General features: G+C 44.8%; 24 protein-coding genes. 20 read left to right on the forward strand and 4 right to left on the reverse strand.

Annotated features, from left to right (window positions below):
* The 14 genes from dnaA to IGI76_RS00070 all read left to right on the forward strand — a co-directional run bounded on the left by dnaA (position 1) and on the right by IGI76_RS00070 (position 16,276).
* Positions 1 to 1,338: a chromosomal replication initiator protein DnaA gene (dnaA, locus tag IGI76_RS00005; RefSeq protein ID WP_194185239.1), complete on the forward strand. Its 1,338-nt coding sequence runs from the start codon at positions 1 to 3 to the stop codon at positions 1,336 to 1,338.
* 159 nt (positions 1,339 to 1,497) lie between these two features.
* Positions 1,498 to 2,628, forward strand: a complete 1,131-nt coding sequence (gene dnaN, locus IGI76_RS00010) for a DNA polymerase III subunit beta (protein WP_005226354.1) — start codon at positions 1,498 to 1,500, stop codon at positions 2,626 to 2,628.
* Positions 2,629 to 2,850: 222 nt separating this feature from the next.
* Positions 2,851 to 3,090: a S4 domain-containing protein YaaA gene (gene yaaA, locus IGI76_RS00015; RefSeq protein ID WP_077453248.1), complete on the forward strand. Its 240-nt coding sequence runs from the start codon at positions 2,851 to 2,853 to the stop codon at positions 3,088 to 3,090.
* Positions 3,077 to 4,189, forward strand: coding sequence for a DNA replication/repair protein RecF (recF, locus tag IGI76_RS00020; protein WP_010748471.1), 1,113 nt, complete (start codon positions 3,077 to 3,079; stop codon positions 4,187 to 4,189). Before yaaA ends, recF begins: the two co-directional genes overlap by 14 nt.
* Positions 4,190 to 4,194: 5 nt before the next feature.
* Positions 4,195 to 6,144: a DNA topoisomerase (ATP-hydrolyzing) subunit B gene (gene gyrB / locus IGI76_RS00025; protein WP_005226359.1), complete on the forward strand. Its 1,950-nt coding sequence runs from the start codon at positions 4,195 to 4,197 to the stop codon at positions 6,142 to 6,144.
* Between the two features lie 23 nt (positions 6,145 to 6,167).
* Entirely contained in the window at positions 6,168 to 8,693 is a 2,526-nt protein-coding gene (gene gyrA, locus IGI76_RS00030; RefSeq protein ID WP_071859208.1) for a DNA gyrase subunit A, read from the forward strand.
* 263 nt (positions 8,694 to 8,956) lie between these two features.
* The gene (gene rpsF, locus IGI76_RS00035; protein ID WP_005226363.1) at positions 8,957 to 9,256 is read left to right on the forward strand and encodes a 30S ribosomal protein S6; all 300 of its coding nucleotides are present in this window, start codon (positions 8,957 to 8,959) and stop codon (positions 9,254 to 9,256) included.
* A gap of 43 nt (positions 9,257 to 9,299) precedes the next feature.
* The gene (gene ssb / locus IGI76_RS00040) at positions 9,300 to 9,824 is read left to right on the forward strand and encodes a single-stranded DNA-binding protein (RefSeq protein WP_005226365.1); all 525 of its coding nucleotides are present in this window, start codon (positions 9,300 to 9,302) and stop codon (positions 9,822 to 9,824) included.
* A 23-nt stretch (positions 9,825 to 9,847) separates the two neighbouring features.
* A complete protein-coding gene (gene rpsR / locus IGI76_RS00045; RefSeq protein ID WP_005226367.1) occupies positions 9,848 to 10,084 on the forward strand; it encodes a 30S ribosomal protein S18 in 237 nt (78 codons plus the stop codon).
* Positions 10,085 to 10,324: 240 nt separating this feature from the next.
* Complete coding sequence (locus IGI76_RS00050) at positions 10,325 to 11,773, forward strand: DHH family phosphoesterase (RefSeq protein ID WP_005232918.1); 1,449 nt, start codon at positions 10,325 to 10,327, stop codon at positions 11,771 to 11,773.
* A gap of 15 nt (positions 11,774 to 11,788) precedes the next feature.
* Positions 11,789 to 12,241 carry a 50S ribosomal protein L9 gene (rplI, locus tag IGI76_RS00055; RefSeq protein ID WP_005226371.1) on the forward strand — a complete coding sequence of 151 codons (453 nt, stop codon included), beginning with the start codon at positions 11,789 to 11,791 and terminating at the stop codon, positions 12,239 to 12,241.
* A 108-nt stretch (positions 12,242 to 12,349) separates the two neighbouring features.
* Positions 12,350 to 13,720, forward strand: a complete 1,371-nt coding sequence (gene dnaB / locus IGI76_RS00060; RefSeq protein WP_005226374.1) for a replicative DNA helicase — start codon at positions 12,350 to 12,352, stop codon at positions 13,718 to 13,720.
* A gap of 247 nt (positions 13,721 to 13,967) precedes the next feature.
* Positions 13,968 to 15,260, forward strand: a complete 1,293-nt coding sequence (locus IGI76_RS00065; RefSeq protein ID WP_005232916.1) for an adenylosuccinate synthase — start codon at positions 13,968 to 13,970, stop codon at positions 15,258 to 15,260.
* A 140-nt stretch (positions 15,261 to 15,400) separates the two neighbouring features.
* Positions 15,401 to 16,276 (forward strand): DegV family protein, encoded by an 876-nt coding sequence (locus IGI76_RS00070; protein ID WP_194185237.1) that lies wholly within the window; start codon positions 15,401 to 15,403, stop codon positions 16,274 to 16,276.
* A 100-nt stretch (positions 16,277 to 16,376) separates the two neighbouring features.
* Here the strand turns inward: IGI76_RS00070 and IGI76_RS00075 are convergent, their stop codons facing one another.
* Entirely contained in the window at positions 16,377 to 17,999 is a 1,623-nt protein-coding gene (locus tag IGI76_RS00075) for an ABC-F family ATP-binding cassette domain-containing protein (protein WP_005226380.1), read from the reverse strand.
* A gap of 208 nt (positions 18,000 to 18,207) precedes the next feature.
* On the opposite strand from IGI76_RS00075, the gene IGI76_RS00080 reads away from it, so the two are divergent.
* Positions 18,208 to 19,026 carry a ZIP family metal transporter gene (locus IGI76_RS00080; RefSeq protein ID WP_194185236.1) on the forward strand — a complete coding sequence of 273 codons (819 nt, stop codon included), beginning with the start codon at positions 18,208 to 18,210 and terminating at the stop codon, positions 19,024 to 19,026.
* A gap of 55 nt (positions 19,027 to 19,081) precedes the next feature.
* Here the strand turns inward: IGI76_RS00080 and IGI76_RS00085 are convergent, their stop codons facing one another.
* Positions 19,082 to 19,285 carry a hypothetical protein gene (locus IGI76_RS00085; protein ID WP_010748476.1) on the reverse strand — a complete coding sequence of 68 codons (204 nt, stop codon included), beginning with the start codon at positions 19,283 to 19,285 and terminating at the stop codon, positions 19,082 to 19,084.
* 150 nt (positions 19,286 to 19,435) lie between these two features.
* Between IGI76_RS00085 and IGI76_RS00090 the strand changes: the two genes are divergently transcribed.
* Entirely contained in the window at positions 19,436 to 19,837 is a 402-nt protein-coding gene (locus IGI76_RS00090) for a DUF4809 family protein (RefSeq protein WP_194185235.1), read from the forward strand.
* Positions 19,838 to 19,940: 103 nt separating this feature from the next.
* Here the strand turns inward: IGI76_RS00090 and IGI76_RS00095 are convergent, their stop codons facing one another.
* Positions 19,941 to 21,185 carry a glutamate-5-semialdehyde dehydrogenase gene (locus IGI76_RS00095; RefSeq protein WP_005226389.1) on the reverse strand — a complete coding sequence of 415 codons (1,245 nt, stop codon included), beginning with the start codon at positions 21,183 to 21,185 and terminating at the stop codon, positions 19,941 to 19,943.
* Positions 21,182 to 21,997, reverse strand: coding sequence for a glutamate 5-kinase (gene proB / locus IGI76_RS00100; protein WP_005226390.1), 816 nt, complete (start codon positions 21,995 to 21,997; stop codon positions 21,182 to 21,184). Before proB ends, IGI76_RS00095 begins: the two co-directional genes overlap by 4 nt.
* Positions 21,998 to 22,186: 189 nt before the next feature.
* Here proB and IGI76_RS00105 point away from each other — a divergent pair, with 189 nt between their 5' ends.
* Genes IGI76_RS00105 through IGI76_RS00120 form a run of 4 tightly spaced genes read left to right on the forward strand, consistent with a single transcriptional unit; the run spans position 22,187 to position 25,419 of the window.
* Entirely contained in the window at positions 22,187 to 22,696 is a 510-nt protein-coding gene (locus tag IGI76_RS00105) for a hypothetical protein (protein WP_010748479.1), read from the forward strand.
* Positions 22,697 to 22,740: 44 nt separating this feature from the next.
* Positions 22,741 to 24,111 carry a DNA repair protein RadA gene (radA, locus tag IGI76_RS00110; RefSeq protein ID WP_005226394.1) on the forward strand — a complete coding sequence of 457 codons (1,371 nt, stop codon included), beginning with the start codon at positions 22,741 to 22,743 and terminating at the stop codon, positions 24,109 to 24,111.
* Between the two features lies 1 nt (position 24,112).
* Complete coding sequence (locus IGI76_RS00115) at positions 24,113 to 24,244, forward strand: hypothetical protein (protein WP_254907872.1); 132 nt, start codon at positions 24,113 to 24,115, stop codon at positions 24,242 to 24,244.
* Positions 24,245 to 24,279: 35 nt separating this feature from the next.
* Positions 24,280 to 25,419, forward strand: coding sequence for a PIN/TRAM domain-containing protein (locus tag IGI76_RS00120; RefSeq protein WP_005226396.1), 1,140 nt, complete (start codon positions 24,280 to 24,282; stop codon positions 25,417 to 25,419).
* The last annotated feature ends 157 nt before the right edge of the window (positions 25,420 to 25,576 follow it).

A 25,576-nucleotide genomic window follows, 5' to 3' on the forward strand; every position in this document is an offset into this window, starting at 1 on the left:
ATGCCATCTGCTGATTCTATTTGGCAAGATCTTCAACGTTCCTTTAAAGAAGAGCTGAATCCGGCCAGTTATAGTGCTTGGATCGAGACTGCCAATGTCTTGTCGTTTGAAAAAAATCAGCTGCTGATCGAAGTACCCAGCGATCTTCATAAATCTTATTGGGAAAAAAATCTAGCTGCCAAAATTGTTGAAATGGGATTTATGAAAACTGGTGAAGAATTGATTCCTAGTTTTGTGACTGTCGAAGAAGCAGAAGCTTTAAAAACAGCCCCTTCTACTATTCAAACAGTTGCAGAAGAAAACGAGCGGCCGCCGAAATCGATCTTAAATGAAAAATACACATTTGATACCTTTGTCATCGGGAAAGGCAATCAGATGGCCCACGCTGCTGCTTTAGTTGTTGCAGAAGATCCTGGGTCTATTTATAATCCGCTGTTCTTCTATGGTGGCGTTGGTTTAGGGAAAACCCACTTGATGCACGCGATCGGTCATCAAATGTTGCTGAAACGTCCCAATGCCAAAATCAAGTATGTTAGTAGTGAAAATTTCACCAATGATTTCATTACTTCTATTCAAAAGAACAAAATGGAAGATTTTCGAAACGAATACCGCAATGTTGATCTTTTGCTGGTGGATGATATTCAATTCTTAGTCAATAAAGAAGGAACCCAAGAAGAATTCTTTAATACCTTCGAAGAACTGTATCGCAATAATAAACAGATCGTCTTGACAAGTGATCGTTTGCCAAATGAGATCCCGACTTTGCCGGAACGTTTGGTTTCCCGTTTTGCTTGGGGCTTATCCGTTGATATCACCCCGCCGGATCTAGAGACGCGGACTGCGATTTTGCGGAAAAAAGCCGAAGCCGAACGCTTGGAGATCCCCGACGATACCTTAAGTTATATCGCTGGGCAGATCGATTCGAATATCCGAGAACTTGAAGGAGCACTCGTGCGGGTGCAAGCTTTTGCTACGATGCAAAACTCAGACATTACAACGAGCTTGGCAGCTGAAGCCATCAAAGCCTTGAAATCAAGCCATGGCTCGACCCAAGTTTCGATTTTGCAAATCCAAGAAGAAGTCGCAAAATACTATCACATTCATGTCAATGATTTAAAAGGGAAAAAACGGGTCAAAGGCATCGTGGTCCCACGGCAGATCGCGATGTATCTCTCTCGAGAACTGACCGATAGTTCTTTACCAAAAATCGGCGGCGAATTTGGCGGCAAAGACCATACAACGGTCATTCATGCCCATGAAAAAATTCAGCATTTAGTCGAAACAGATCCCACGATCAAAAATGAGATCGCTGAAATCAAACAAATCCTCTTCAGCTGATCTGTGGATAAGAAAAGAAGAACCAAAAAAGTTGTCCACAAGTTATTCACAGGCATTTTCGTTAGTCTAATCACTCTTTTCTCGAGTTATCCACATTACTAACAAGCCTATTACTACTATTACTTTTATTTAATAACTATAAATTAAAGGAGTATCGCTATGAAGCTAACTTTAAACCGAACAGAGTTCATGCAAGAATTACAAACTGTCCAACGGGCGATTTCAACCAAAACCACCATCCCGATCTTAACTGGAGTAAAATTATCCCTTTCAGAAAAAGGATTGACCATGACTGGGAGCAACGCCGATATTTCCATTGAAACTTTTTTAAGTGTGGAAAACGAAAAAGCGCAAATGCAAATCGAAAAAACAGGAGCGATCGTTTTACAAGCACGTTTCTTCAGTGAAATCGTTCGTCGTTTGCCTGAAAGTACCTTAACCTTAGAAGTATTAGACAATAATCAAGTAGCGATCACTTCTGGAAAAGCCAACTTTACCGTCAACGGCTTGGATGCCGATAGTTATCCACATTTACCAGTTGTCGAAAGTCAAGATTCGATCGAGATTCCAGCGCACGTATTGAATAAGGTCGTTAGTGAAACAGTCTTTGCGGTTTCGCAACACGAAAGCCGTCCGATCTTGACTGGGGTTCACTTTGTCTTAGAAAATCAAAAATTATTAGCTGTTGCGACGGACTCACACCGTTTGAGCCAACGGGTGATTCCATTGGAAAGCGGAGAAACAGCCTTCAACATCGTGATTCCTGGCAAAAGCTTAACGGAACTTTCTCGTTCCTTAACAGATGAAGAAGAAGCGATCCAAATCAGCATTATGGATAACCAAGTGTTGTTCCAAACGAAAACCATGAAATTCTATTCTCGTTTATTGGAAGGAACTTACCCAGATACCAACCGTCTGATTCCTTCAAGCTTCAATACTGAGATTGAATTTTCTGTCCCAGAATTGTTACAAGCCATCGAACGGGCGTCATTGCTTTCTCATGAAGGCCGTAACAACATCGTTCGTTTGGCGATCTCCGAAGAAGCCGTTGTCTTATATGGAAACTCACCAGAAATCGGGAAAGTCGAAGAAGATCTTTCTTTTGAAAAAGTGACCGGCGACCCATTAGAGATCTCTTTCAATCCTGACTATATGAAAGCAGCACTCCGAGCCTTTGGTGACACGAGCATCGTGATCCGCTTTATCTCAGCGATCCGTCCCTTTACATTGGAGCCAACAGAGAGCAAAGGCAGCTTTATCCAGCTGATCACACCGGTGCGAACCAACTAGTTTTTCATGTCTTTTGAAAAAAGTTGAAACAATCATCTGAAAATGAATAAATGAGTTAAAAGGGCTTAAAATCGTTTTTAAGCCCTTTTTTCTATTTTGGCTTCTTTTTTGTCTAAAAGCAGTAAGTCTTCTGAGAATGAAAAATATGCCGATGAATTTGTTTTCTTGGCAAAAAAAGAGTATAATAGAGCTAAACGCTCTTTGATAGAATTGAGGGGAATTATGAAAATGCAAATACCGTTAGAAACGGAATACATGACACTTGGACAAATGCTCAAAGAAGTCAGTGTGATCAGCAGCGGCGGCCAAGCGAAATGGTACCTTGCAGAGCACACCGTTTTTGTCGACGGCGAGCCAGAAAATCGACGAGGGCGCAAATTGTATGCGGGAATGCGTATTGAGCTACCTGATGAAGGTACTTTTTTTATGGTGAAGAAGGAAGACGCCGATGCGGCTGAATGAGTTGCATTTAAGCAATTATCGGAACTATGATTCGCTGACACTGACTTTTGAGAAAGGTCTGGTCATTTTTTTAGGCGAAAACGCGCAAGGAAAAACCAATATTTTAGAAAGCATCTATGTATTGGCGATGACCAAAAGCCACCGCACCTCCAGCGAGCAAGAGCTTATCCGCTGGGACACAGAAGGGGCGCGGATCTCTGGCAGTGTCAGTCGGGGACGCTCAACGATCCCGTTAGAACTGTTTTTGTCAAAAAAAGGACGAAAAACGAAAGTAAACCACATTGAGCAAAAAAAGCTCAGTAGTTACATAGGGCAGTTGAATGTCATTTTATTTGCTCCAGAAGACCTCTCCCTTGTAAAAGGAAGTCCCCAAGTCCGCCGCAAATTTCTCGATATGGAAATAGGGCAGATCGATCCAATCTATCTTTATGATCTCGTTCAATACCAATCCGTTTTGAAACAGCGCAATCAATACTTAAAACAGCTGAATGAAAAAAAACAGACCGATGAGATCTATTTAGATGTTTTAACGGAACAGCTGGTGGCTTTCGGCAGTAAAATCATTTTAGCCAGACAACGGTTTGTTCAGCGCTTGGCGTATTGGGCAAATCAGCTGCACCAAAAGATCAGCCAAGGAAAAGAAACCTTGCAGATCGACTACTTATCGAATGTGCCCGGTGAGGCGAGTACGCTGGAGGAGATCCAACAGCAATTTGTCAAAGCTTTGGCACTAGTCAAAGACCGTGAACGATTTCGGCAAGTCACGTTGGCAGGTCCGCATCGAGACGATCTGGATTTTTTGATCAATGAGAAAAATGTTCAGACCTTTGGTTCGCAAGGACAGCAGCGAACGACCGCCTTAAGTGTTAAATTGGCAGAAATCGATTTGATGAAAGAAGAAACGGGGGAATATCCCGTCCTTTTATTAGATGACGTCATGAGTGAGCTGGATGATTCCCGACAACTGCATTTATTGGAGACCATTGAAGGAAAAGTTCAGACCTTTCTGACAACGACGACATTAGAACATGTGAAAGACAAAATGTCTGTGGAAGCAGAGATTTTTTATGTAGAGCAAGGACATATTAAAGGAGAATAGACTGAATGACAGAAGAAGAAAAAAGCTTAGTTGAACGTGCGAAAGCCTATGATGCCAGTCAGATCCAAGTGTTGGAAGGACTAGAAGCCGTCCGCAAACGACCTGGGATGTACATTGGTTCTACCAGTTCAGAAGGTTTGCACCACTTAGTATGGGAAATCGTCGATAACTCGATCGATGAAGCACTAGCAGGCTTTGCCTCAAGTATTCAAGTGATCATTGAACCAGATAATAGTATTACGGTCGTCGATGACGGTCGGGGGATCCCCGTTGATATCCAAGCCAAAACAGGCCGTCCAGCGGTAGAAACCGTCTTTACGATCCTGCATGCCGGCGGGAAATTCGGCGGTGGCGGCTACAAAGTATCTGGTGGACTGCACGGGGTAGGTTCCTCCGTCGTTAATGCGTTATCCACGACTTTAGACGTAAAAGTCTATAAAGAAGGCAAAGTGTATTATCAAGAATACCATCGTGGGGCAGTCGTTGATGACTTGAAAGTGATTGATGAAACCGACCGCCACGGAACGACCGTCCACTTTGTTCCAGATCCAGAGATCTTTACGGAAACAACCGTATTCAATTTTGATAAATTAGCGACACGGGTTCGGGAATTAGCCTTCTTGAACCGTGGCTTAAAAATCTCGATCGAAGACAAACGGGAAGAAAAACCCGTCTTGAAAGAATATCATTACGATGGCGGGATCAAGAGCTATGTGGAGCATTTGAATGCAAGTAAGACAGTGATTTTCCCAGATCCGATCTACTTAGAAGGAGAACAACAAGGAATCACGGTTGAAGTTTCCATGCAATATACCGATAGCTACCACAGCAACCTGTTGAGTTTTGCCAACAACATCCATACCTATGAAGGCGGAACCCATGAATTCGGGTTTAAGACTGCCTTGACACGGGTGATCAATGATTACGCCCGCAAGTCAAAATTGATGAAAGAAAACGACGAAAACCTGACCGGAGAAGATGTTCGGGAAGGATTGACGGCAGTTATCTCTATCAAGCATCCAGATCCTCAGTTTGAGGGACAAACGAAAACCAAATTAGGAAATTCCGAAGTGCGGACAGTCACTGATCGTCTTTTTTCCGAACATTTCACGAAATTCTTGATGGAAAACCCGAATGTGGGTCGTCAAGTCGTGGAAAAAGGACTTTTGGCATCAAAAGCCCGTCAAGCAGCCAAACGTGCGCGGGAAATGACTCGCCGAAAAGGTGCGTTAGAAATCAGTAACTTACCTGGGAAATTAGCCGACTGTTCCAGTAATGATCCAGAAAAATGCGAATTGTTTATCGTCGAAGGAGATTCTGCCGGCGGTTCAGCAAAACAAGGCCGCAGTCGCGAATTCCAAGCGATCTTACCGATCCGCGGGAAAATTTTAAATGTCGAAAAAGCCAGCATGGACAAAATCTTAGCAAACGAAGAGATCCGTTCGCTGTTTACGGCAATGGGAACTGGGTTTGGTGCTGATTTTGATGTAGCAAAAGCCCGTTACCACAAGCTAGTTATCATGACCGATGCCGATGTCGATGGTGCCCATATCCGGACCCTACTTTTGACGCTGTTCTATCGTTATATGCGTCCAATCGTTGAAGCTGGTTATGTATATATCGCACAACCGCCATTGTACGGTGTCAAACAAGGGAAAAATATCCACTATATCCAACCCGGCAAGAATGCCGAACAAGATTTGAAAAATACGATTGAATCACTGCCTGCGACACCAAAACCAACGGTTCAACGCTACAAAGGTCTAGGGGAAATGGATGACCACCAGTTATGGGAAACCACGATGGACCCTGAAAACCGGATGATGCTGCGGGTCAGCGTAGATGATGCCATAGAAGCCGATCAAATTTTTGAAATGCTGATGGGGGATCGCGTCGAACCAAGACGGGCCTTTATCGAAGAAAACGCGCACTACGTGAAAAATCTTGACATCTAGCCAATCGTAGAGGAGGAAACAGCTTGAGTGAAGAAGCAAAACAAAATATTCATGACGTCAATCTGACCAGTGAAATGCGCGAGTCCTTTATCGATTATGCAATGAGTGTAATTGTTGCTAGGGCTTTACCAGATGTGCGGGATGGCTTAAAGCCGGTTCACCGCCGAATTTTATATGGAATGAATGAATTAGGGGTCACACCAGATAAGCCCCATAAAAAATCAGCCCGGATCGTCGGCGATGTCATGGGGAAATACCATCCCCATGGGGACAGTGCGATCTATGAATCAATGGTGCGGATGGCACAGCCCTTTAGCTATCGCTACATGCTAGTCGATGGCCACGGAAACTTTGGTTCAGTCGATGGTGACGGTGCCGCTGCGATGCGGTATACCGAAGCCCGCATGAGTAAACTGGCGATGGAGATGCTGCGGGACATCAACAAAGATACCGTTGATTTCCAAAGCAACTATGATGATACAGAACGAGAACCAGCGGTATTACCTGCCCGCTTCCCGAACCTTTTGGTCAACGGGACGACTGGGATCGCTGTTGGGATGGCGACCAATATCCCTCCTCATAACTTGAATGAAGTCATTGCAGCTATCGATCTATTGATGGAAAATCCAGAAGTCACAACGAGTGAATTGATGGAAGTCCTACCAGGACCAGACTTCCCAACTGGCGGGATCGTGATGGGAAAATCCGGTATTCGCCGTGCCTATGAAACAGGGAAAGGTTCGATCACTGTTCGCGGAAAAGTCGAAGTGACTGAAATGCCCAACGGCAAAGAACGGATCTTAGTGACTGAATTGCCGTATATGGTCAATAAAGCGAAGTTGATCGAACGGATCTCTGAGCTGCACCGTGACAAACGGATCGAAGGAATCACCGATCTGCGGGATGAATCATCTCGTGAAGGCATGCGGATCGTGATCGATGTTCGTCGCGACGTCAGTGCGTCGGTGATCTTAAACAATCTCTACAAAATGACTGCACTGCAATCTTCTTTTGGCTTTAATATGTTAGCCATTGAAAAAGGCGTGCCGAAGATTTTGAGCTTGAAACGAATTTTAGAAAACTACATCGAGCACCAACAAGAAGTGGTGACTCGTCGGACACAGTTTGATAAAAACAAAGCAGAAGCTCGTGCCCACATCTTGGAAGGATTACGGATCGCATTGGATCATATCGATGAGATCATTGCTTTGATCCGGGCATCAAATTCTGATGATGAAGCGAAAAATAGCATGATGGAGCGCTTCAAATTGTCCGATCGCCAAGCGCAAGCGATTTTAGATATGCGTTTGCGTCGCTTGACTGGTTTGGAACGTGACAAGATCGAAAACGAGTACCAAGGCTTGTTAGAATTTATCGCTGATTTGACAGACATTTTAGCAAATCCACAACGAGTCCTAGAGATCATCCAAACGGAGTTGCAAGAATTAGGCCAACGCTTTGGTGATGATCGCCGGACTGAATTATTGGTTGGGGAAGTCTTAAGTCTTGAAGATGAAGATTTGATCGAAGAAGAAGAAATCGTCATTACCTTGACGAACAATGGGTACATCAAACGAGTAGCTAAGTCTGAATTCCGTGCACAACGCCGCGGCGGACGTGGCGTTCAAGGAATGGGGATCCACGATGAAGACTTCGTGAAGACGTTGGTTTCTTGTTCGACTCATGACACATTACTGTTCTTCACCAATAAAGGGAAAGTTTACAAAGCCAAAGGCTATGAAATTCCTGAGTATGGTCGGGCAGCCAAAGGGATCCCTGTGATCAATCTCCTAGGGATCGATTCTAGCGAACGGATCGAAGCGATCATTTCGGCTTCTGGTGGGCCTCAAGAAGGACGCTACTTGTTCTTCACGACGCGTCTAGGTGTGGTCAAACGGACCTCAGTGACCGCCTTTTCAAATATCCGTGCCAATGGTCTGATTGCGATCGGTCTTCGGGAAAATGATGAGTTGGTCAATGTAATTGAAACCCACGGCGAAGATGTCGTGATCATCGGAACCCACGATGGCTACTCTGTGACCTTCAAAGAAGCGCTTGTGCGGGATATGGGCCGAACAGCTGCTGGTGTGCGAGGCATTCGTCTAAGAGACGGAGACTACGTGGTAGGCGCCGCTGTGATCACAGAAGACAGTGAAGTCTTGGTCATCACTGAGAACGGCTATGGCAAGCGTACCAAAGGCTCTGAATACCCAATCAAAGGTCGGGGCGGAAAAGGGATCAAAACAGCCAACATTACGGCGAAAAACGGTCCATTAGCCGGCTTGACGACGGTCAGCGGTGAGGAAGACATCATGGTGATCACCGATAAAGGCGTCTTGATTCGTTTCAATGTAGCGACTGTTTCCCAAACTGGTCGGGCAACCTTAGGGGTTCGTTTGATGAAGATGGAAAATAATGCCAAAGTAGTGACGATGGCAACAGTTGAACCAGAAGTCGAAGAAGAACTAGCGACTGCTGAAGAAACAGCGGTACAAGACGTGCCAGTTGTGGAAGAAACAACGGAAGACACTACGGATACACAAGAATAAGCAATACGTTTTCTAGGAAGACAGCAACCTGCGAACCTGCAGCTTGCTGTCTTCTTACTCTTTTTCAAAAAATCGGCAGCAGCTGACGTATTTATCAGTGTAAGCGATTGTTTGCGGTGATGGGTAGATGCAGGGACGCAAAAAAACAGCTTGCAGTAAGGACGAAAAAAGTGTATAATAATTATTTGTGAGTAGTCTAATTAGACCACTCTCTCTGCTCCTAGAAAACTAGGGGCCAAAGTCCACAGGGAGGTGAAAAATCAATGGAAAACACGAAATATGAGATTTTATATATCATTCGTCCAAACATTGATGAAGAAGCAAAAGCCGCATTGATCGCTCGTTTTGACTCAATCTTAACTGATAACGGCGCTGAAGTTATCGAATCAAAAGATTGGCAAAAACGCCGTCTAGCGTATGAAATGGATGGATTCCGTGAGGGTATCTATCACATCGTTAAAGTTTCTTCTTCAACAACTGCAAGTGCAATCAACGAGTTTGACCGTCTTGCAAAAATCAATGATGACATTATCCGTCACATGATTGTCAAAGAAGAAGCATAATATTGTTTCACATGAAACAAAAGCGATGAGGAGATGATGAACTTTGATTAATAATGTTGTACTAGTAGGAAGACTAACCAAAGATCCTGATTTACGTTACACTTCTAATGGCACTGGTGTCGCAACCTTTACCTTGGCGGTAAACCGCAATTTTACCAACCAAAGTGGAGAGCGCGAAGCTGATTTCATCAACTGTGTTATTTGGAGAAAACCAGCGGAAACATTAGCAAACTATGCACGCAAAGGAACTTTATTAGGGGTTACTGGACGTATTCAAACCCGTTCATACGACAACCAACAAGGCCAACGTGTTTATGTAACAGAAGTCGTTGCTGACAACTTCCAATTATTAGAGTCGCGGAATGCTTCCGAGCAAAGACGCACAACTGATAGCGGATCTGGCAGTAACAATACGTATAACTCAAACAGTTCTTCTGGATTTGGTAACAATAACTCAAATCAAACTCAATCCTCTCAACCATCAGGAATGCCTAATTTTGATCGAGACAACTCCGATCCATTCGGAAACTCATCAATCGACATTTCAGACGATGATTTACCATTCTAAGAAATTGATAGGAGGGAAATAGGATGGCACAACAAAGAAGAGGCGGACGCAAACGTCGTAAAGTAGACTACATTGCTGCAAACCATATTGAACATATCGATTATAAAGATATTGAATTACTAAAACGTTTCATTTCAGAACGCGGTAAAATCTTACCACGTCGTGTAACTGGTACTGGTGCGAAAAACCAACGCAAACTTACCATTGCAATCAAACGTGCGCGTATCATGGGATTACTTCCATTCGTAGGCGAAGAATAAATCGAATGATTTTCATTGACAAGTTTCTTTTGAAGCTTGTCAATTTTTTTATCCATCGAAGAGTAACTTGTTATTTTATATATAGATAGAATAACGAATGATAGAAATTTTTTCCTGGTTGTTTCACCAAAAAAGTTTCACGTGGAACTTTTTTGCATCAATCGCCTATTTGATTGTTTTGTGGTAAAATAAGGAACAAAGCTTCAAAAAAATGGGATGATACATTGAGGGGTAAAAAAGATGGCAGCAATTGGGTTGATTTCAATTGATAATTACGATGATTTGATTGAGAAAAAAGACGACAAACAAGTTTCTTATTTGAACTCGCTGATCACAACATTGATTTCTGATTGGGCAAGTGAGAATCATGTTTTTTACAAACGAATCAATTCCGAGCGGTTTCTTTTCGTCGCGAAGTATTCAGATATTGAGCGGATGAAGGAAGAAAAATTCCAATTTTTGACTAGAGTACGGCAAGTTGCGGAAAAAAATGATCTGGCATTAACGATCAGTATGGGAATCTCCTACGGGGAAGAGTCTTTTGAAGAGATCGGGGAAGTGGCACAAAACAATCTCGACATTGCGTTAGTTCGCGGCGGCGATCAAGTCGTTTTAAAAGAAGCCAAAGAAGAAGCGAAACCGCAATTCTTTGGCGGCAATACAGACGGCACACCAAAGAGAACGCGTGTTCGTTCGCGTGCCATGAGTACGGCGTTGAGAAAGATTTTTGCTGAAAACCAGCGGATCTTTATCATGGGTCATCGTTACCCAGACATGGATGCCTTAGGTTCGGCTTTTGGGGTGGCTTACATGGCGATGATGAGCGACAAAGAATGCTACATCATTTTAAATCCAAAAGAGATCACCGCAGACATTCAGCGGGCATTGGAAGAATTGAAAAAATACCCCGAGCTGGAACGATTTGTGATCACTGGGGAAGAAGCAGTTAATTTATCAAATGAAGAAAGTGTGCTAGTGATGGTAGATTACCATAAGCCATCGATGTCGATCTCGCAAGCGGTCTATGATGAATTTGACAAAATCGCAGTGATCGATCACCATCGTCGCGGGGATGAGTTTCCCGATAAGCCACTATTGACGTATATTGAATCTTCCGCGTCTTCGGCATCGGAACTGGTAGCAGAATTAATCCAGTATCGTGCTTCTCGCAGATCGCAAGTCCCGAAATTTATTACGACTTCTTTATTAGCGGGCATCTACGTGGATACGAAGAACTTCACGGTGCGAACCACTGGTCGGACCTTTGATATTGCTGGTTATTTGAAAAACCAAGGCGCAGATACGTCATTGGTTCAATACATGTTGAGTACGGATCTCGATTCCTATTTGATGATCAGTGAATTGGTTTCTCGCAGCCAGCATTTCCGAGAAGATATCGTGATTGCTGCAGCGGATGAAGATCGGGTGTACGATAGTGTCACCGTTGCGAAAGCGGCCGATACTCTGCTATCGATCAATGGGATCCATGCCGCATTTGTCATTACGAAACAACCAGGAGATTTGATCGGTATCAGTGCTAGAAGCACTGGTAAAGTCAATGTACAAACCTTGATGGAGGCATTAGGCGGCGGCGGACATTTTACCAACGCAGCCACGCAAATAAAGAACAGCAGCATTGGTGATGTAGAAAACCAGCTGCGAGCGGAATTAACGAAAAATGAACAATAACAAGGAGTGACCAAGATGAAAGTTATTTTCTTACAAGATGTCAAAGGCAAAGGCAAAAAAGGCGATATCAAGGAAGTCCCTAATGGCTACGCACAAAACTTTCTGATCAAAAACAACTTAGCCAAACCTGCCAACAATGAAAGCATGGCAGAATTAAAAGGCAAACAAAAAGCCAAAGAAAAACAAGACGCAGAAGTCTTAGCAGAAGCGAAAGAGTTAAAAGCACTTCTTGAAAAGGAAGAAACCGTTGTGAAGATCAATGCCAAAGCAGGGGAAGATGGCCGCTTGTTCGGTTCGATCCCATCAAAACAAATCGCAGATGCCTTGAACAAGCAATATAAAATCAAGATCGACAAACGCAAAATCGAATTGGATCAGCCGATCCGTGCATTAGGCTTTACGCAAGTACCTGTAAAATTGCACCCACAAGTAACAGCAACGATCAATGTTCATACCATCCAAGAATAAGCATTACTCCCAACAGTCACATGTTGGGGTTTTTTTCGGCAAACGTCCAAGCAATCTTGTACTTTGGATGGGAATCTTGTAGAATGAATGGACGAAGGAGCGAATGGCATGAATGAAGTTTGGCAAAATCAAGTTCCCCCACAAGATATTGAAGCGGAACAAGCGGTCCTAGGGGCAGTCTTTTTAGATGCCGATGCGATCATCGATGCAATGGAAGTAATCGCCCCAGAAGATTTTTATCGCCGCAGCCATCAAATAATTTTTCAAGCAATGATCCAGTTGAACGACCGTAGTGAATCGATCGACTTGATTACGTTGAAAGCAGAAATTGAAAAAAGCAACAGTCTTGAAGATGTTGGCGGCCTGACGTATCTGACTGAATTGAGTCAAGCTTCACCATCAGCAGCAAGTATTGCTTATTATGCGAAGATCGTTGACGACAAAGCCACGTTACGCAATCTGATCCAAACAGCGAGCCGCATCGTAACCAAAGGCTTTGAACAAGATGAAGATGTGCAGTCGATCATTGATCAAGCAGAAAAAAGTATTTTAGAAGTATCCGAAAAGCGCAATAGCAATGGCTTCCAATCGATAGCGGAAGTCTTGAATCGGACGATCGAAACGATCGATCAGTTGGCGCAAAACAATGAAGAAATCACCGGATTACCTACGGGTTATGCGGCTTTAGACAAAATGACGGCGGGGCTGCAAAAAGAAGAGCTGATTATTCTCGCTGCCCGCCCCGCGGTAGGGAAAACCGCGTTTGCCTTGAATATCGCGCAAAATGTCGGAACGAAAACCGATCGTTCCGTAGCGATCTTTAGTCTGGAAATGGGGGCTGAATCATTGGTCAATCGGATGCTGTGTGCGGAAGGCTCGATTGAGGCCAGTCACTTGCGGACGGGGCAGCTCTCAGAAGAAGAGTGGCGCAATTTGATCGTTGCCATGGGCAGTCTTTCTAACGCCAATATCTATATCGATGATACCCCTGGGATCAAGATCTCTGAGATTCGGGCACGTTGTCGGAAACTGGCGCAAGAAAAAGGCAATCTCGGCTTGATTTTGATCGACTACTTGCAGCTGATTGAAGGAACGGGTCGCGAAAACCGCCAACAAGAAGTCTCTGAGATCTCTCGCCAATTAAAGAAACTGGCGAAGGAATTAAAAGTGCCAGTGATCGCACTGTCTCAGCTTTCTCGGGGTGTGGAACAACGACAAGACAAGCGTCCTGTTTTAAGTGATATCCGAGAATCAGGATCGATTGAGCAGGATGCCGATATCGTTGCTTTCTTGTACCGAGATGACTACTACCGCAGCGAAGGCGACGATGACGATGAACCAGAAGAACAACAAAACAACAATGTGATCGAAGTCATTATCGAGAAAAACCGGAGTGGTGCCCGGGGGACCGTCGAACTTCTATTTATCAAAGAATACAATAAGTTCTCCTCGGTCTCGCCGCGAGAAGAGTTCGGGTAAGACACCAACGATGTGAGAAACCAAGGCTCCTGCAGCCGTCTGCATTGCGCTGATGGCAGCAGGGCTTTTTTTATGTGCTGACTTTATTCGTTTTTACGTGTATAAATAATTGTTGAGAAGAAAATAGTTCGTTTTTTACCCCTGAAAAATGAGAATTTAAAACGATTATTCGATTTTAGATTGAAAGAGCTTGCGAATCTTGTTACAATACTTAAGGAATGCACTAATTAAAGAAAGAGGTCATTATATGTCATCTGTAGTAGTAGTAGGTACACAATGGGGCGATGAAGGTAAAGGAAAGATTACGGACTTTTTGAGTGAAAACGCGGAAGTCATTGCACGTTATCAAGGTGGAGACAATGCCGGCCATACGATTAAATTTGACGGTGTGACCTATAAACTGCATTTGATTCCTTCTGGGATCTTTTATGCAGATAAAATCAGTGTCATTGGAAACGGGGTCGTTGTGAACCCGAAATCATTAGTTAAAGAATTAGCATACTTGAAAGAAAACAATATAATAACAGAAAACTTAAAGATTTCTGATCGTGCACATGTTATTTTACCTTACCATATCCATTTGGATCAGCTGCAAGAAGATGCCAAAGGTGACAACAAGATCGGTACCACGATCAAAGGGATCGGACCAGCCTATATGGATAAAGCTGCCAGAGTCGGCATTCGGATCGCTGATCTTTTAGACAAAGAAATTTTTGAAGAACGTCTGCGTATCAACTTAGAAGAAAAAAATCGTCAATTCGTGAAAATGTTTGACGCAGAGCCAATCGCTTTTGAAGACATTTTTGAAGAGTATTACGAATATGGCCAACAAATCAAAAAATATGTGACGGATACTTCGGTGATCCTTAACGATGCCTTAGATGAAGGCAAACGGGTTTTATTTGAAGGGGCACAAGGCGTGATGCTGGATATCGACCAAGGAACCTATCCTTTCGTGACATCATCCAACCCTGTTGCTGGAGGTGTCACCATTGGTAGTGGTGTGGGTCCTTCAAAAATCAACAAAGTCGTTGGTGTCTGCAAAGCTTACACTTCTCGGGTAGGAGATGGTCCTTTCCCAACGGAACTGTTTGATGAAACAGGTGAACAAATTCGTAAGATCGGTCGTGAATACGGAACAACGACAGGACGTCCTCGCCGTGTGGGCTGGTTTGATACCGTCGTGATGCGCCATTCAAAACGGGTCTCAGGGATTACAAACCTATCCCTTAACTCGATCGATGTTTTGAGCGGTTTAGAAACCGTGAAGATCTGTACCGCTTATGAACTAGACGGCGAATTGATCTATCATTACCCAGCAAGCTTGAAAGAGTTGAACCGCTGCAAACCAGTCTACGAAGAACTTCCTGGCTGGTCTGAAGACATTACTGGCTGCAAAACATTAGCAGATCTGCCAGAAAATGCACGCAATTACGTTCACCGCATCTCTGAATTAGTCGGTGTCCGCATTTCGACCTTCTCGGTAGGACCAGATCGCAGCCAAACCAACATCTTAGAAAGTGTTTGGGCGCAAATCTAATCTGACGCAAAAGCTTCAGAACAAGACGAAGAACTCCTGTGTCAAAAGCAGTCAACGATAAGTTTGGCTGCTTTTGATGAGAATTTCTTCTGTCTTGTTCTTTTTTTGCTATAATAGGGGGTAACGAGAGGGGTGAAACCATGTTTCAAATCATGACAGATTCCTGCTGTGATTTACCAGCAGCAAGATTAGCGGAGCTAGATGTTGCGTATATTCCGATGCTGATCGAATTAGACGGCAAAGAATATATCGATGATATGGGCAAAGAATTTGATACGGAATGGTTTTTAGGAAAACTAAAAGAGCATGCGCAGCCGACAACTTCTCAAATCAATGTCGGACGTTATATGGAGTATTTTCGGCCGTATGTCGAAGCGGGCACACCGATCCTTTATTTAGGTTTTTCTTCAGGAATGAGCGGCTCATTCCAAAGTGCCGTCCAAGCCGTAGCCTTACTAAAAGAAGAATACAAAGAAGTTGCGATCACCTTGATCGATACGCGCTCTGCGAGTTTAGGCGAAGGCTTCTTAGTGGCTGAAGCAGCCCAACAAAAAGCCCAAGGACGTTCGTTGCTAGAAGTCAGCCAATGGGTAGAAGAAAACAAACTGCGTTTAGATTCATGGGTCACCGTCGACGATTTAAAACAATTGGAACGCGGCGGCAGAATCTCAAAAACAGCGGCAGCGATCGGCGGATTGCTGAACGTGAAACCAATCATTACCGTCGATACTGCGGGAAAATTACGCAGCGTTGATCGAGTGCGGGGACGCAACAAAGCGATCCAAAAAATCGTAGATCAAACCATCGCCAATCTTCACGAATCAAAAACCAATACGGTTTATTTTGCCAATGCTGGCGATGCCGAAGCGGCGGAGAAAGTCATCAAACGTTTGACCGAAAAAATTCCTGACATTATTATTCATCATTATCCATTAGGTCCAACGATCTCCAGTCATACCGGCTACGGCTGCTTGGCGCTGTTTTCATTCGGCAAAGCCCGTTTAGAACAAGCGTAACCTGCCAAAAATACCCGAAGCACCTAGGAAAAATAAAAGAAACGCTCCAGTTGCAGCCTTGGTGGCGGGCAACTGGAGCGTTCTTTTTTTCAAAAGCAGCTTATTGATTCATTTCTGCTACGCGTTTTTGGACATCTTTGTTTTCTAAGAATTCATCGTAGGTCGTTTCGGCACGATCCACCACGCCTTTGCTAGAGACCGCAATGATACGGTTCGCAAGGGTTTGAATAAATTGGTGGTCATGAGAAGCAAACAACAATGAGCCGGTGAAGGCCATCAAGCCATCGTTTAATGCGGTGATCGATTCTAAGTCCAAGTGATTGGTTGGATCATCCAATACCAATACGTTGGCTTTTGAAAGCATCATTTTCGACAACATGCAGCGAACTTTTTCGCCCCCGGAAAGAACGTTGACGGGTTTTAATACTTCGTCACCAGAGAACAACATGCGACCTAGGAAGCTGCGCAAGAAGGTATTGTCGTCTTCTTCTTTGCTTGCGTATTGACGCAACCAATCAACGATCGGGGTATCCGTATCAAATTCGCTGGTCGTATCTTTTGGCAAGTACGCATGCTGCGTGGTCACGCCCCAACGAACACTACCTGTATCAGGAGTGATTTCCCCCATGATGACTTTGAATAGCGTTGTGGTGGTGATATCGCTATTGGCAACAAAAGCGACTTTGTCGTCTTTGTTCAAGGTGAAAGAGATATTGTCTAAAATCTTTTTGCCGTCGATCGTCACACTGACATTGTCGACTTGCAGCAAGTCATTCCCGATTTCACGTTCTGGTTTAAAACCGACAAACGGGTAGCGGCGAGACGAAGGTTGAATATCATCAAGAGTGATTTTATCCAACATTTTTTTCCGAGATGTTGCTTGTTTGGATTTTGATGCATTGGCACTAAAGCGTGCGATAAAGTCTTGCAGTTCTTTGATCTGCTCTTCTTTTTTGGCATTTGATTGGGATTGTAATTTCGCAGCTAATTGGCTTGATTCCAACCAGAAATCATAGTTGCCGACAAACAATTTGATTTTGCCGAAGTCTAGATCGGCCATATGGGTACAAACTTTATTTAAGAAGTGGCGGTCATGTGAAACAACAATGACGGTGTTGTCAAAGTTGATCAGAAACTCTTCTAACCAGTTGATAGATTGGATATCCAATCCGTTGGTAGGCTCATCTAGGAGCAAGACGTCTGGCTTACCGAAAAGGGCTTGTGCCAGTAAGACTTTCACCCGTTGACCAGCAGTTAGATCTTTCATCAAGACATGATGCAATTCATCGGGAATGTTCAAGCCTTGCAAAAGAACAGCTGCTTCGGGCTCTGCTTCCCAACCATCAAGTTCCGCAAATTCGCCTTCTAGTTCGGCGGCACGAATCCCATCTTCATCAGAAAAGTCTTCCTTCATGTAGATCGCGTCTTTTTCTTTCATCACTTCGTAGAGACGTTTGTGGCCCATGATGACCGTTTCGATCACTGGAAACTCTTCGTAATCATAGTGGTTCTGTTTCAAGACAGCCATCCGTTCATCAGGACCTAAAGAAACATTCCCAGTCGAAGGTTGGATCTCACCAGATAAAATTTTTAAAAAAGTTGATTTACCAGCACCATTTGCACCAATCAAACCATAACAATTACCAGGCGTAAACTTAATATTAACATCATCAAACAGTTTGCGGTCTGAAAAATGCAAACTTACATCACTTACTGTAATCAATTCTTTTCCTCACTTTATATAAATTGACATGGAGTCTCCTAGCATTATAGCGATGAATGTTGAAACTTTCAAGTAAAGCCGAGGATTTCATCAGGAAAGGCTTAGGGCTGGTGAAAGAAAAATTTTGGCTGCTGCTGCCTTCCTAGTAGAACCTGACGGCTTCCTATGCTAGAGTATTGGTAGAATAGTTAGACAAAGGAGCAGACGAATGGTGGATTGGTTGGTTGGATTATCGCCATGGCAGCAAGCGCTGGCGGGGACGATCTTTACGTATGGTATGACGGCGCTTGGGGCAGCGCTAGTCTTTTTCTTCAAAGAAATCAATAAAAATGTCCTGAATACGATGCTGGGGTTTGCCTCTGGCGTGATGATCGCTGCTAGTTTCTGGTCGTTATTAGATCCTGCGATCGCACGAGCCGAAGAAAATGGCGACATTCCGTGGCTTGTGGTCAGCATCGGGTTTGGTTTGGGTGGTTTGTTTCTATATGCAGCAGATAAGACGCTCCCGCATATGCATTTTGGGCCGAATCATGAAACAGAAGGTTTGCCCAGTCATTTGAAGCGAACGATCTTGCTGGTCTTTTCCATCACGCTGCATAATATCCCAGAAGGCTTGGCGGTAGGGGTAGCGTTTGGGGCGGCGGCTAGTGCCGATGATCCGCGAGCAGCGATCTTAGCGGCGATTTCGGTAGCGATCGGGATCGGGATCCAGAATTTTCCAGAAGGCGCAGCCGTTTCGATCCCCTTGCGCCAAGAAGGGTTAAGCCGAACCAAAGCCTTTATGTATGGGCAAGCGTCAGGGATCGTAGAACCGATCGCCGGTGTGATCGGGGCTTTGCTAGTAACGAGTATGTCCGCTGTCTTGCCGTATGCGTTGGCTTTTGCAGCGGGTGCTATGATCTATGTAGTGGTGGAAGAATTGATTCCAGAAGCGCAGCAAACCTTGTCTAGTCGCCGCCATTTTGCGGTCTTTGGCGTCATGCTAGGCTTTATCTTAATGATGGTTTTAGATGTAGCATTAGGCTGATCGATAAAAAAACACCTGACTTTCCAAAAGTCAGGTGTTTTTGATTTACTTGTAATTAACGATAATATTTTCTTGGCTTTTGGCGAATCGATGTTAACCAGCGAACGATCAAAACGGCTAGCAGCAAAGGAATCCCGAAACGGAAGACCAATCCGATCAACCCACCAATAATGCCTAATACAACGGATAAAACAAGGGATGCTGCGATTAAAACTGCCACGACAGTAACGATTCTTCCTAATAAACTTTCTGTATTCATTGTGACTCCTCCTAGACTTTTTTTCTTATCCCTAGCATAGCAAGAAAGAAAAAGAAACACATCCAACTTAAGACGGAATAATTGCTCCGCCGTGCGCCATAGGTTTGTGATAAACTAAACATGAATGAATCATGAAAGGAGTCAAAAAGAATGAATGCAGAAATTCTCACGAGCCAAGTCATCACAGAAGGAGGGTGCAATGCCTGTTTGCCTTATGAACTCAATACCTTCACGCTGCAGCTGCCGGAGGGTCGTAGTTTTTCGTTAGAAAACTTGGATGCTGCTGCATTGGTGATGCCAATTGCCCAGATCAATCAGTGGCAGACTCGCTTATTATTAGAAGAAGACGAAGGATTGATCTATCAAAAAGGAACGCAAGAAGTAATTTTCGTAGAGGGCAGCCGTCAGGATACGTTTTCCAGCAAAGGACAGACGATTGCTTGTCCGAAAAAGAGTTGCGAAGCTGACGTTTTTGCCACAACCAATCGAGTGCTGACAGAATTGTTTGGCATCGAACCGCTTTCCTTCGTTCTGCGGGCTGCACAAGCATAAGAGGACGAAAAAAAGCCGCTTGCGCATGTACCGACCTTTTAAAGTTAGCTTTTTAGTCTAACTATTGGAAGTCATGACAGCAAGTGGCTGTTTTTTCGTATCGTTACTTACGGATCTGGCCTTCGCCATAAATAATGTATTTGGTAGAAGTCAGTGCTTCTAACCCCATTGGCCCACGAGCATGGAGTTTTTGCGTCGAGATGCCGATCTCGGCACCAAAGCCAAACATAAAGCCATCCGTGAAACGGGTCGAGGCATTGACGTAAACCGCCGCCGCATCAACTTCTTTCAAAAAGCGTTGGGAAGCGAAATAATCATCGGTGATGATCGCTTCGGAGTGCTTCGTATTGTAGCGATTGATGTGAGCAATGGCTTCTTCTAGCGAAGCCACCACTTTGATCGCTAAGATATAGTCTAAAAACTCGGTTGCCCAGTCCTCTTCAGTGGCAAGCTGTGCATTGTTCAAAAACGCCAATGCTTTTTGATCCCCTCGCAATTCGACTTGATCGGCAAACTGCTTTTCTACCATAGGCAAAAACTCCGCTGCCACTGCTTCATGGACGAGGATCGTTTCGATGGCATTGCAGACAGAAGGGCGTTGAGTCTTTGCATTCGTGACGATCGCCAGTGCCATCGGCAGCTGGGCTGCTTGGTCGATGTAGATATGATTGTTGCCGGTGCCGGTTTCGATCACTGGCACCGTGGCGGTCTCTTTGACACGACGAATCAAGCCGGCGCCTCCCCGAGGGATCAAAACATCCAAGTAATCTGTCAGCCGCATCAGCTCAGCCGCTGTTTCGTGGCTCGTGTCTTCGATAAACTGGATCGCATGGCGGGAGTGTCCATTGGCAGCTAAAGCCTCTTGTAAAATAGTCACGAGGACTTGATTGGAGTGGAAGGCTTCCTTTCCACCACGCAAAATCACGGCATTTCCTGATTTGAAACACAGACTAGCTGCGTCAGTGGTGACATTAGGGCGGGCTTCGTAGATGATGCCGATGACCCCTAAAGGCACTCGTTGTTGACCAATCAAAAGATCGTCAGCATTGCGCCACATTTTATCCACGGCACCGATTGGGTCGGGCAATTGGGCGACTTCTCGGATGCCGTTAGCCATCTCGGTGATCCGTTGTTCTGTCAGCAACAGTCGATCCAGCATCGTCTGGCTGGTTCCTTTGGCTTTTGCGGCGGCTAGATCTTGTTGATTAGCAGCTAAAATCGTCTCGGCAGCTTTTTCTAAAGCATCGGCCATCGCTGCCAGTAGGTGGTTTTTTTCACTGGCACTCAGTAAGCTTAATGTCTGGGCGCTTGCTTGAGCTTGTTGACCGATCGTTTGCAAGTTGCTCATTGCTCATCCTCCGTTCGTTGATAAAAGTGGGTGCCGACAGGTTCCCCTGCGAGCAAGTCAAAAATAATTTTCGGCTGCTTGCCGTTAGCCAGCAGCATGTGACTGTTCAAGTCTAAGATACGTTGGGCGGCTTTTAGTTTACTGGTCATACCGCCGGTTCCATAAGGACTGCCTTTTCCCGTAGCTTGTTCTAAAAGTTCTGGGGTGATTTCATTGATCTCGGAATACAAAACGGCCTCAGGATCATTCAGCGGATTGGCGGAATAAAAGCCGTCGATATCAGAAAGCATGATCAAAAGCTCGGCTTTCGTCAACTGAGCGACGATCGCTGACAGCTGGTCATTGTCGCCGAATTTGGTGAGATGATCCAATTCATCCACTGCTACCGTGTCGTTTTCATTAATGATCGGGATGATCCCCATCGTAAGTAATTGCTCTAAGGTGTTGCTAACGTTTTGACGGCTTTGGGGAAATTCGATGATGTCTCTGGTCAGCAGGATCTGTGCAGTCTGCTGGCTATAGCTTTGAAAACGCTGGTTGTAGATCGTCATCAGTTCCGATTGGCCAACGGCGGCCACGGCTTGCTGCTGCGGGATCTCCACGGGTCGTTCTTTCAAATTCAACTTGTTCATGCCAACACCGATCGCACCAGAAGAAACTAAGATGATTTCTTTGCCTTGGTTTTGCAAAGCTGCTAAGACAAAGGCTAATTCATCGATGCCAGCTAGATTGATGGCACCATTGGGATAAATCAACGAGCTGGTGCCGATTTTTACAACGATTCGGTTTTTGTTTGAAAGATCTGCGCGCATATGCCACCGCCTATTTTTTGATATTTTTTCTATTGTACTCGCAAACGGGCGTTTCGTCATGTCCTTTTTTCTTTTTGGGCTATTTTTAAACGAAGAAATTGTAAAGACTTTTCGATAATTGTGTTTTCCATGAAGAAAATAGTTCTTCCTATGCTAAAATAGCTATATGTTTTATTATTGGAGGAACCCATGAAATTACGAGGATTTGAAATTATTACAGCATATAAAGAAAAAAGCATCACCTTGCCTCAACGTGCCACCCATCATGCGGCTGGTTACGACTTTGAAGCAGCGGAAGAAATCGTGGTGCCAAGCATTTGGAAAGCGGGCGTGATCGACGGGGTCAAAGCGCTTTTTGCGAAAGAGACCGCAAAACAGTTGAAGCCAACCTTGATTCCCACGGGGATCAAAGCCTATATGGGGGAAGACGAGTATTTGCAGCTGACAAATCGTTCCAGCAATCCTTTGAAACGTTTCTTAGTCTTGACGAATGGTGTCGGCGTCATCGACAGCGATTACTATGACAATCCAGATAATGAAGGGCATATCATGTTTCAGTTTACCAATTTCGGCCCCACAGATGTCGTCATTAAAAAAGGCGAACGGATCGGCCAAGGAATTTTCTTGCCGTTCTTAAAAGCTGATCAAGATACAACCACTGCCAGCCGAACCGGCGGCTTTGGCTCCTCGAATCAGTAAATCCTGCCTGGGGGTCTGTTTGATAGAAGTAGTGGAGGAGATCAATGGCAAAAAAAGCAAAAAGTCAATTTGTCTGTCAAAATTGTGGGTATAGTTCCCCTAAATATTTAGGGAAATGCCCCAATTGCGGCAGCTGGAATTCAATGGTGGAAGAAGTGATCCAAGAAACCGCCGATCGTCGAGTACGTACGACATTGACGGGGCAAAAGATGCAGCCGACGAAAATCGCCGATGTCGTACCGAAAAAAGAACCGCGAGTCCAAACGAAACTTGCTGAGTTGAATCGCGTCTTAGGCGGCGGCGTGGTCCCAGGCTCCTTGATTTTGATCGGTGGGGATCCAGGGATCGGAAAATCGACGCTGCTCTTGCAAGTTTCCCAGCAATTAGCAGCGATCGGCGGGACGGTCTTGTATGTGTCAGGAGAAGAAAGTGCCGAACAAATCAAAATGCGGGCGCAGCGCTTAGGCGCCATCGACACAGAATTTTATCTCTATGGGGAAACGGACATGTCAGAGATCAGTAAAGCGATCGAAAACATCCGCCCAGATTATGTGATCATCGATTCGATCCAAACCATGACCCAACCGGATATCACCAGCGTGGCAGGCAGTGTCAGCCAAGTGCGAGAAACGACCGCAGAATTGCTGAAAATCGCCAAAACCAATGGCATCGCCATCTTTATCGTTGGCCACGTGACGAAGGAAGGCTCGATCGCAGGACCGCGGATGCTGGAGCATATGGTGGATACCGTCTTGTATTTCGAAGGCGAAAAGCACCACAGTTTTCGAATTTTGCGGGCCGTAAAAAACCGCTTTGGGTCCACCAATGAGATCGGGATTTTTGAAATGGAAGAAGGCGGGTTGAAAGAAGTCGCCAATCCGTCACAAGTCTTTTTGGAAGAACGCTTAGAAGGCGCAACTGGATCGGCGATCGTAGTGGCAATGGAAGGCAGTCGGCCAATCTTGGTGGAAATCCAAGCACTGGTCACGCCAACGATGTTCGGCAATGCCAAACGCACGACGACGGGGCTAGACTTCAACCGCGTCTCGCTGATCATGGCGGTTTTAGAAAAACGGGCAGGCTTGCTGCTGCAAAATCAAGATGCCTACTTAAAAGCAGCCGGCGGGGTCAAATTAAATGAACCCGCGATCGATCTAGCGATCGCTGTTAGTATCGCGTCTAGCTACAAAGAAAAAGGCACCAGCCCGACGGAGTGTTTTATCGGTGAAATTGGCTTGACGGGTGAGATTCGCCGAGTCAACGCGATCGAGCAACGGGTCAAAGAGGTGCAAAAACTAGGTTTTACGAAAGTTTATTTGCCGAAAAATAATCTGACTGGCTGGCAGCCGCCCAAAGGCATCGAAGTCGAAGGCGTGTCTACCTTAGCCGAAACCTTGCGGAAAGTCTTCCGTTAAAGTGGAGTCAATGCAAGAGCAAGGGGCAATCGCCTCTCCTCTTGCCCTGACGCTGCTGATTCATTCGTTTGAACCAACCGACCGACAGCCGCTGACTGGCGGAAGGAGCCTGTCTGGCAGCACGGATTTTTGAACAAAAGAAACTTACTGGAGTATGGAGGAACATGTATGCAGAAACGAGTCATTACCGCACTAATGGTACTTGCCGGAGCAAGTCTGGGGATCTCACTGATGCCTATCGCATGGCAAGCCATTGGGCAAACCCAAAATGAATGGCTGAATAATAACATCACTAATAGTTTGCTTGGAGCCCTTATTTTCTTTTTATTATCTTTACTATTAGCGAAATATATTGCAGCCGGTATTCGCAAAATTGAAGAAAAACTAAGTGAATTGAGCTTAACCTATCTCTTGTTTGGCGCAATTGGTTCGATCATCGGTCTGATGATCGGTGTGATCGTGTCGATTCCTTTTTACAATTGGGATATTCCTTTTATCAACGGGATCGCCCCAATCTTAGTGATGGTCCTGTTAGGGTATCTCGGTTTTCAGATCGGGACGACACGGATCGATGAATGGAAAAAAGTCTTTGCCCCAAAAAACAAAAAGGCAGAGCCCCAAGAGCAAGATGAACAGCAGATGCTGGAAAGAAAAATCGCGGACCATTTCCACAAATACAAAATTTTGGATACCAGCGTGATCATTGATGGTCGGATCTATGACATTGCTAAAACGGGCTTTTTAGAAGGCGTCTTGCTGATCCCGAATTTTGTCTTGTATGAATTGCAATACATCGCAGATTCTGGCGATAGTTTGAAACGGGTTCGGGGCCGCCGCGGCTTGGATATTTTGAATGCTTTGCAAAAAGAAGAAGGCATCGCAGTTGAGATGTATGAAGGCGATTTTGAAGACATCTCCGAAGTCGATAGCAAGCTGATCAAGTTAGCGAAGATGCTGGATGGTGTCGTCGTGACCAATGATTACAATCTAAACAAAGTTTCTGAATTTCAAAATGTGCCTGTCTTGAATATCAATGCGTTAGCCAATGCGGTCAAACCAGTGGTGATTCCAGGAGAAAGCATGCACGTCTTAGTGGTGAAAGCTGGCACGGAGCGCCAGCAAGGGGTCGCTTATCTAGATGACGGGACGATGGTCGTGGTGGAAGATGGCCAGCATTACATGAATGAACACATCGAAGTGATCGTCACCAGCGCCTTGCAAACGGCAGCTGGGCGGATGATTTTTGCCAAACCAGCCCATTCTGGTCGCGGCATCGACAACAAAGAAGGATCGAAATCAGAGAAATAATCCTAGGCAGCTGGCGTAAAATATGCCAGCTGCCTTTACTAATTGGGTTATTGATTGTACAATTCAACTTGAGGGTTCTGTTTTTTACGCGGGTCTTTCCCACTAAACTGAACAATAAGCCCCAAGCAGCTTGGCTGGCTTGGAAATCAGATGAAGG

Source organism: Enterococcus sp. DIV2449a, from assembly GCF_051711225.1.
Taxonomy (GTDB): Bacteria; Bacillota; Bacilli; order Lactobacillales; family Enterococcaceae; genus Enterococcus_D; species Enterococcus_D casseliflavus.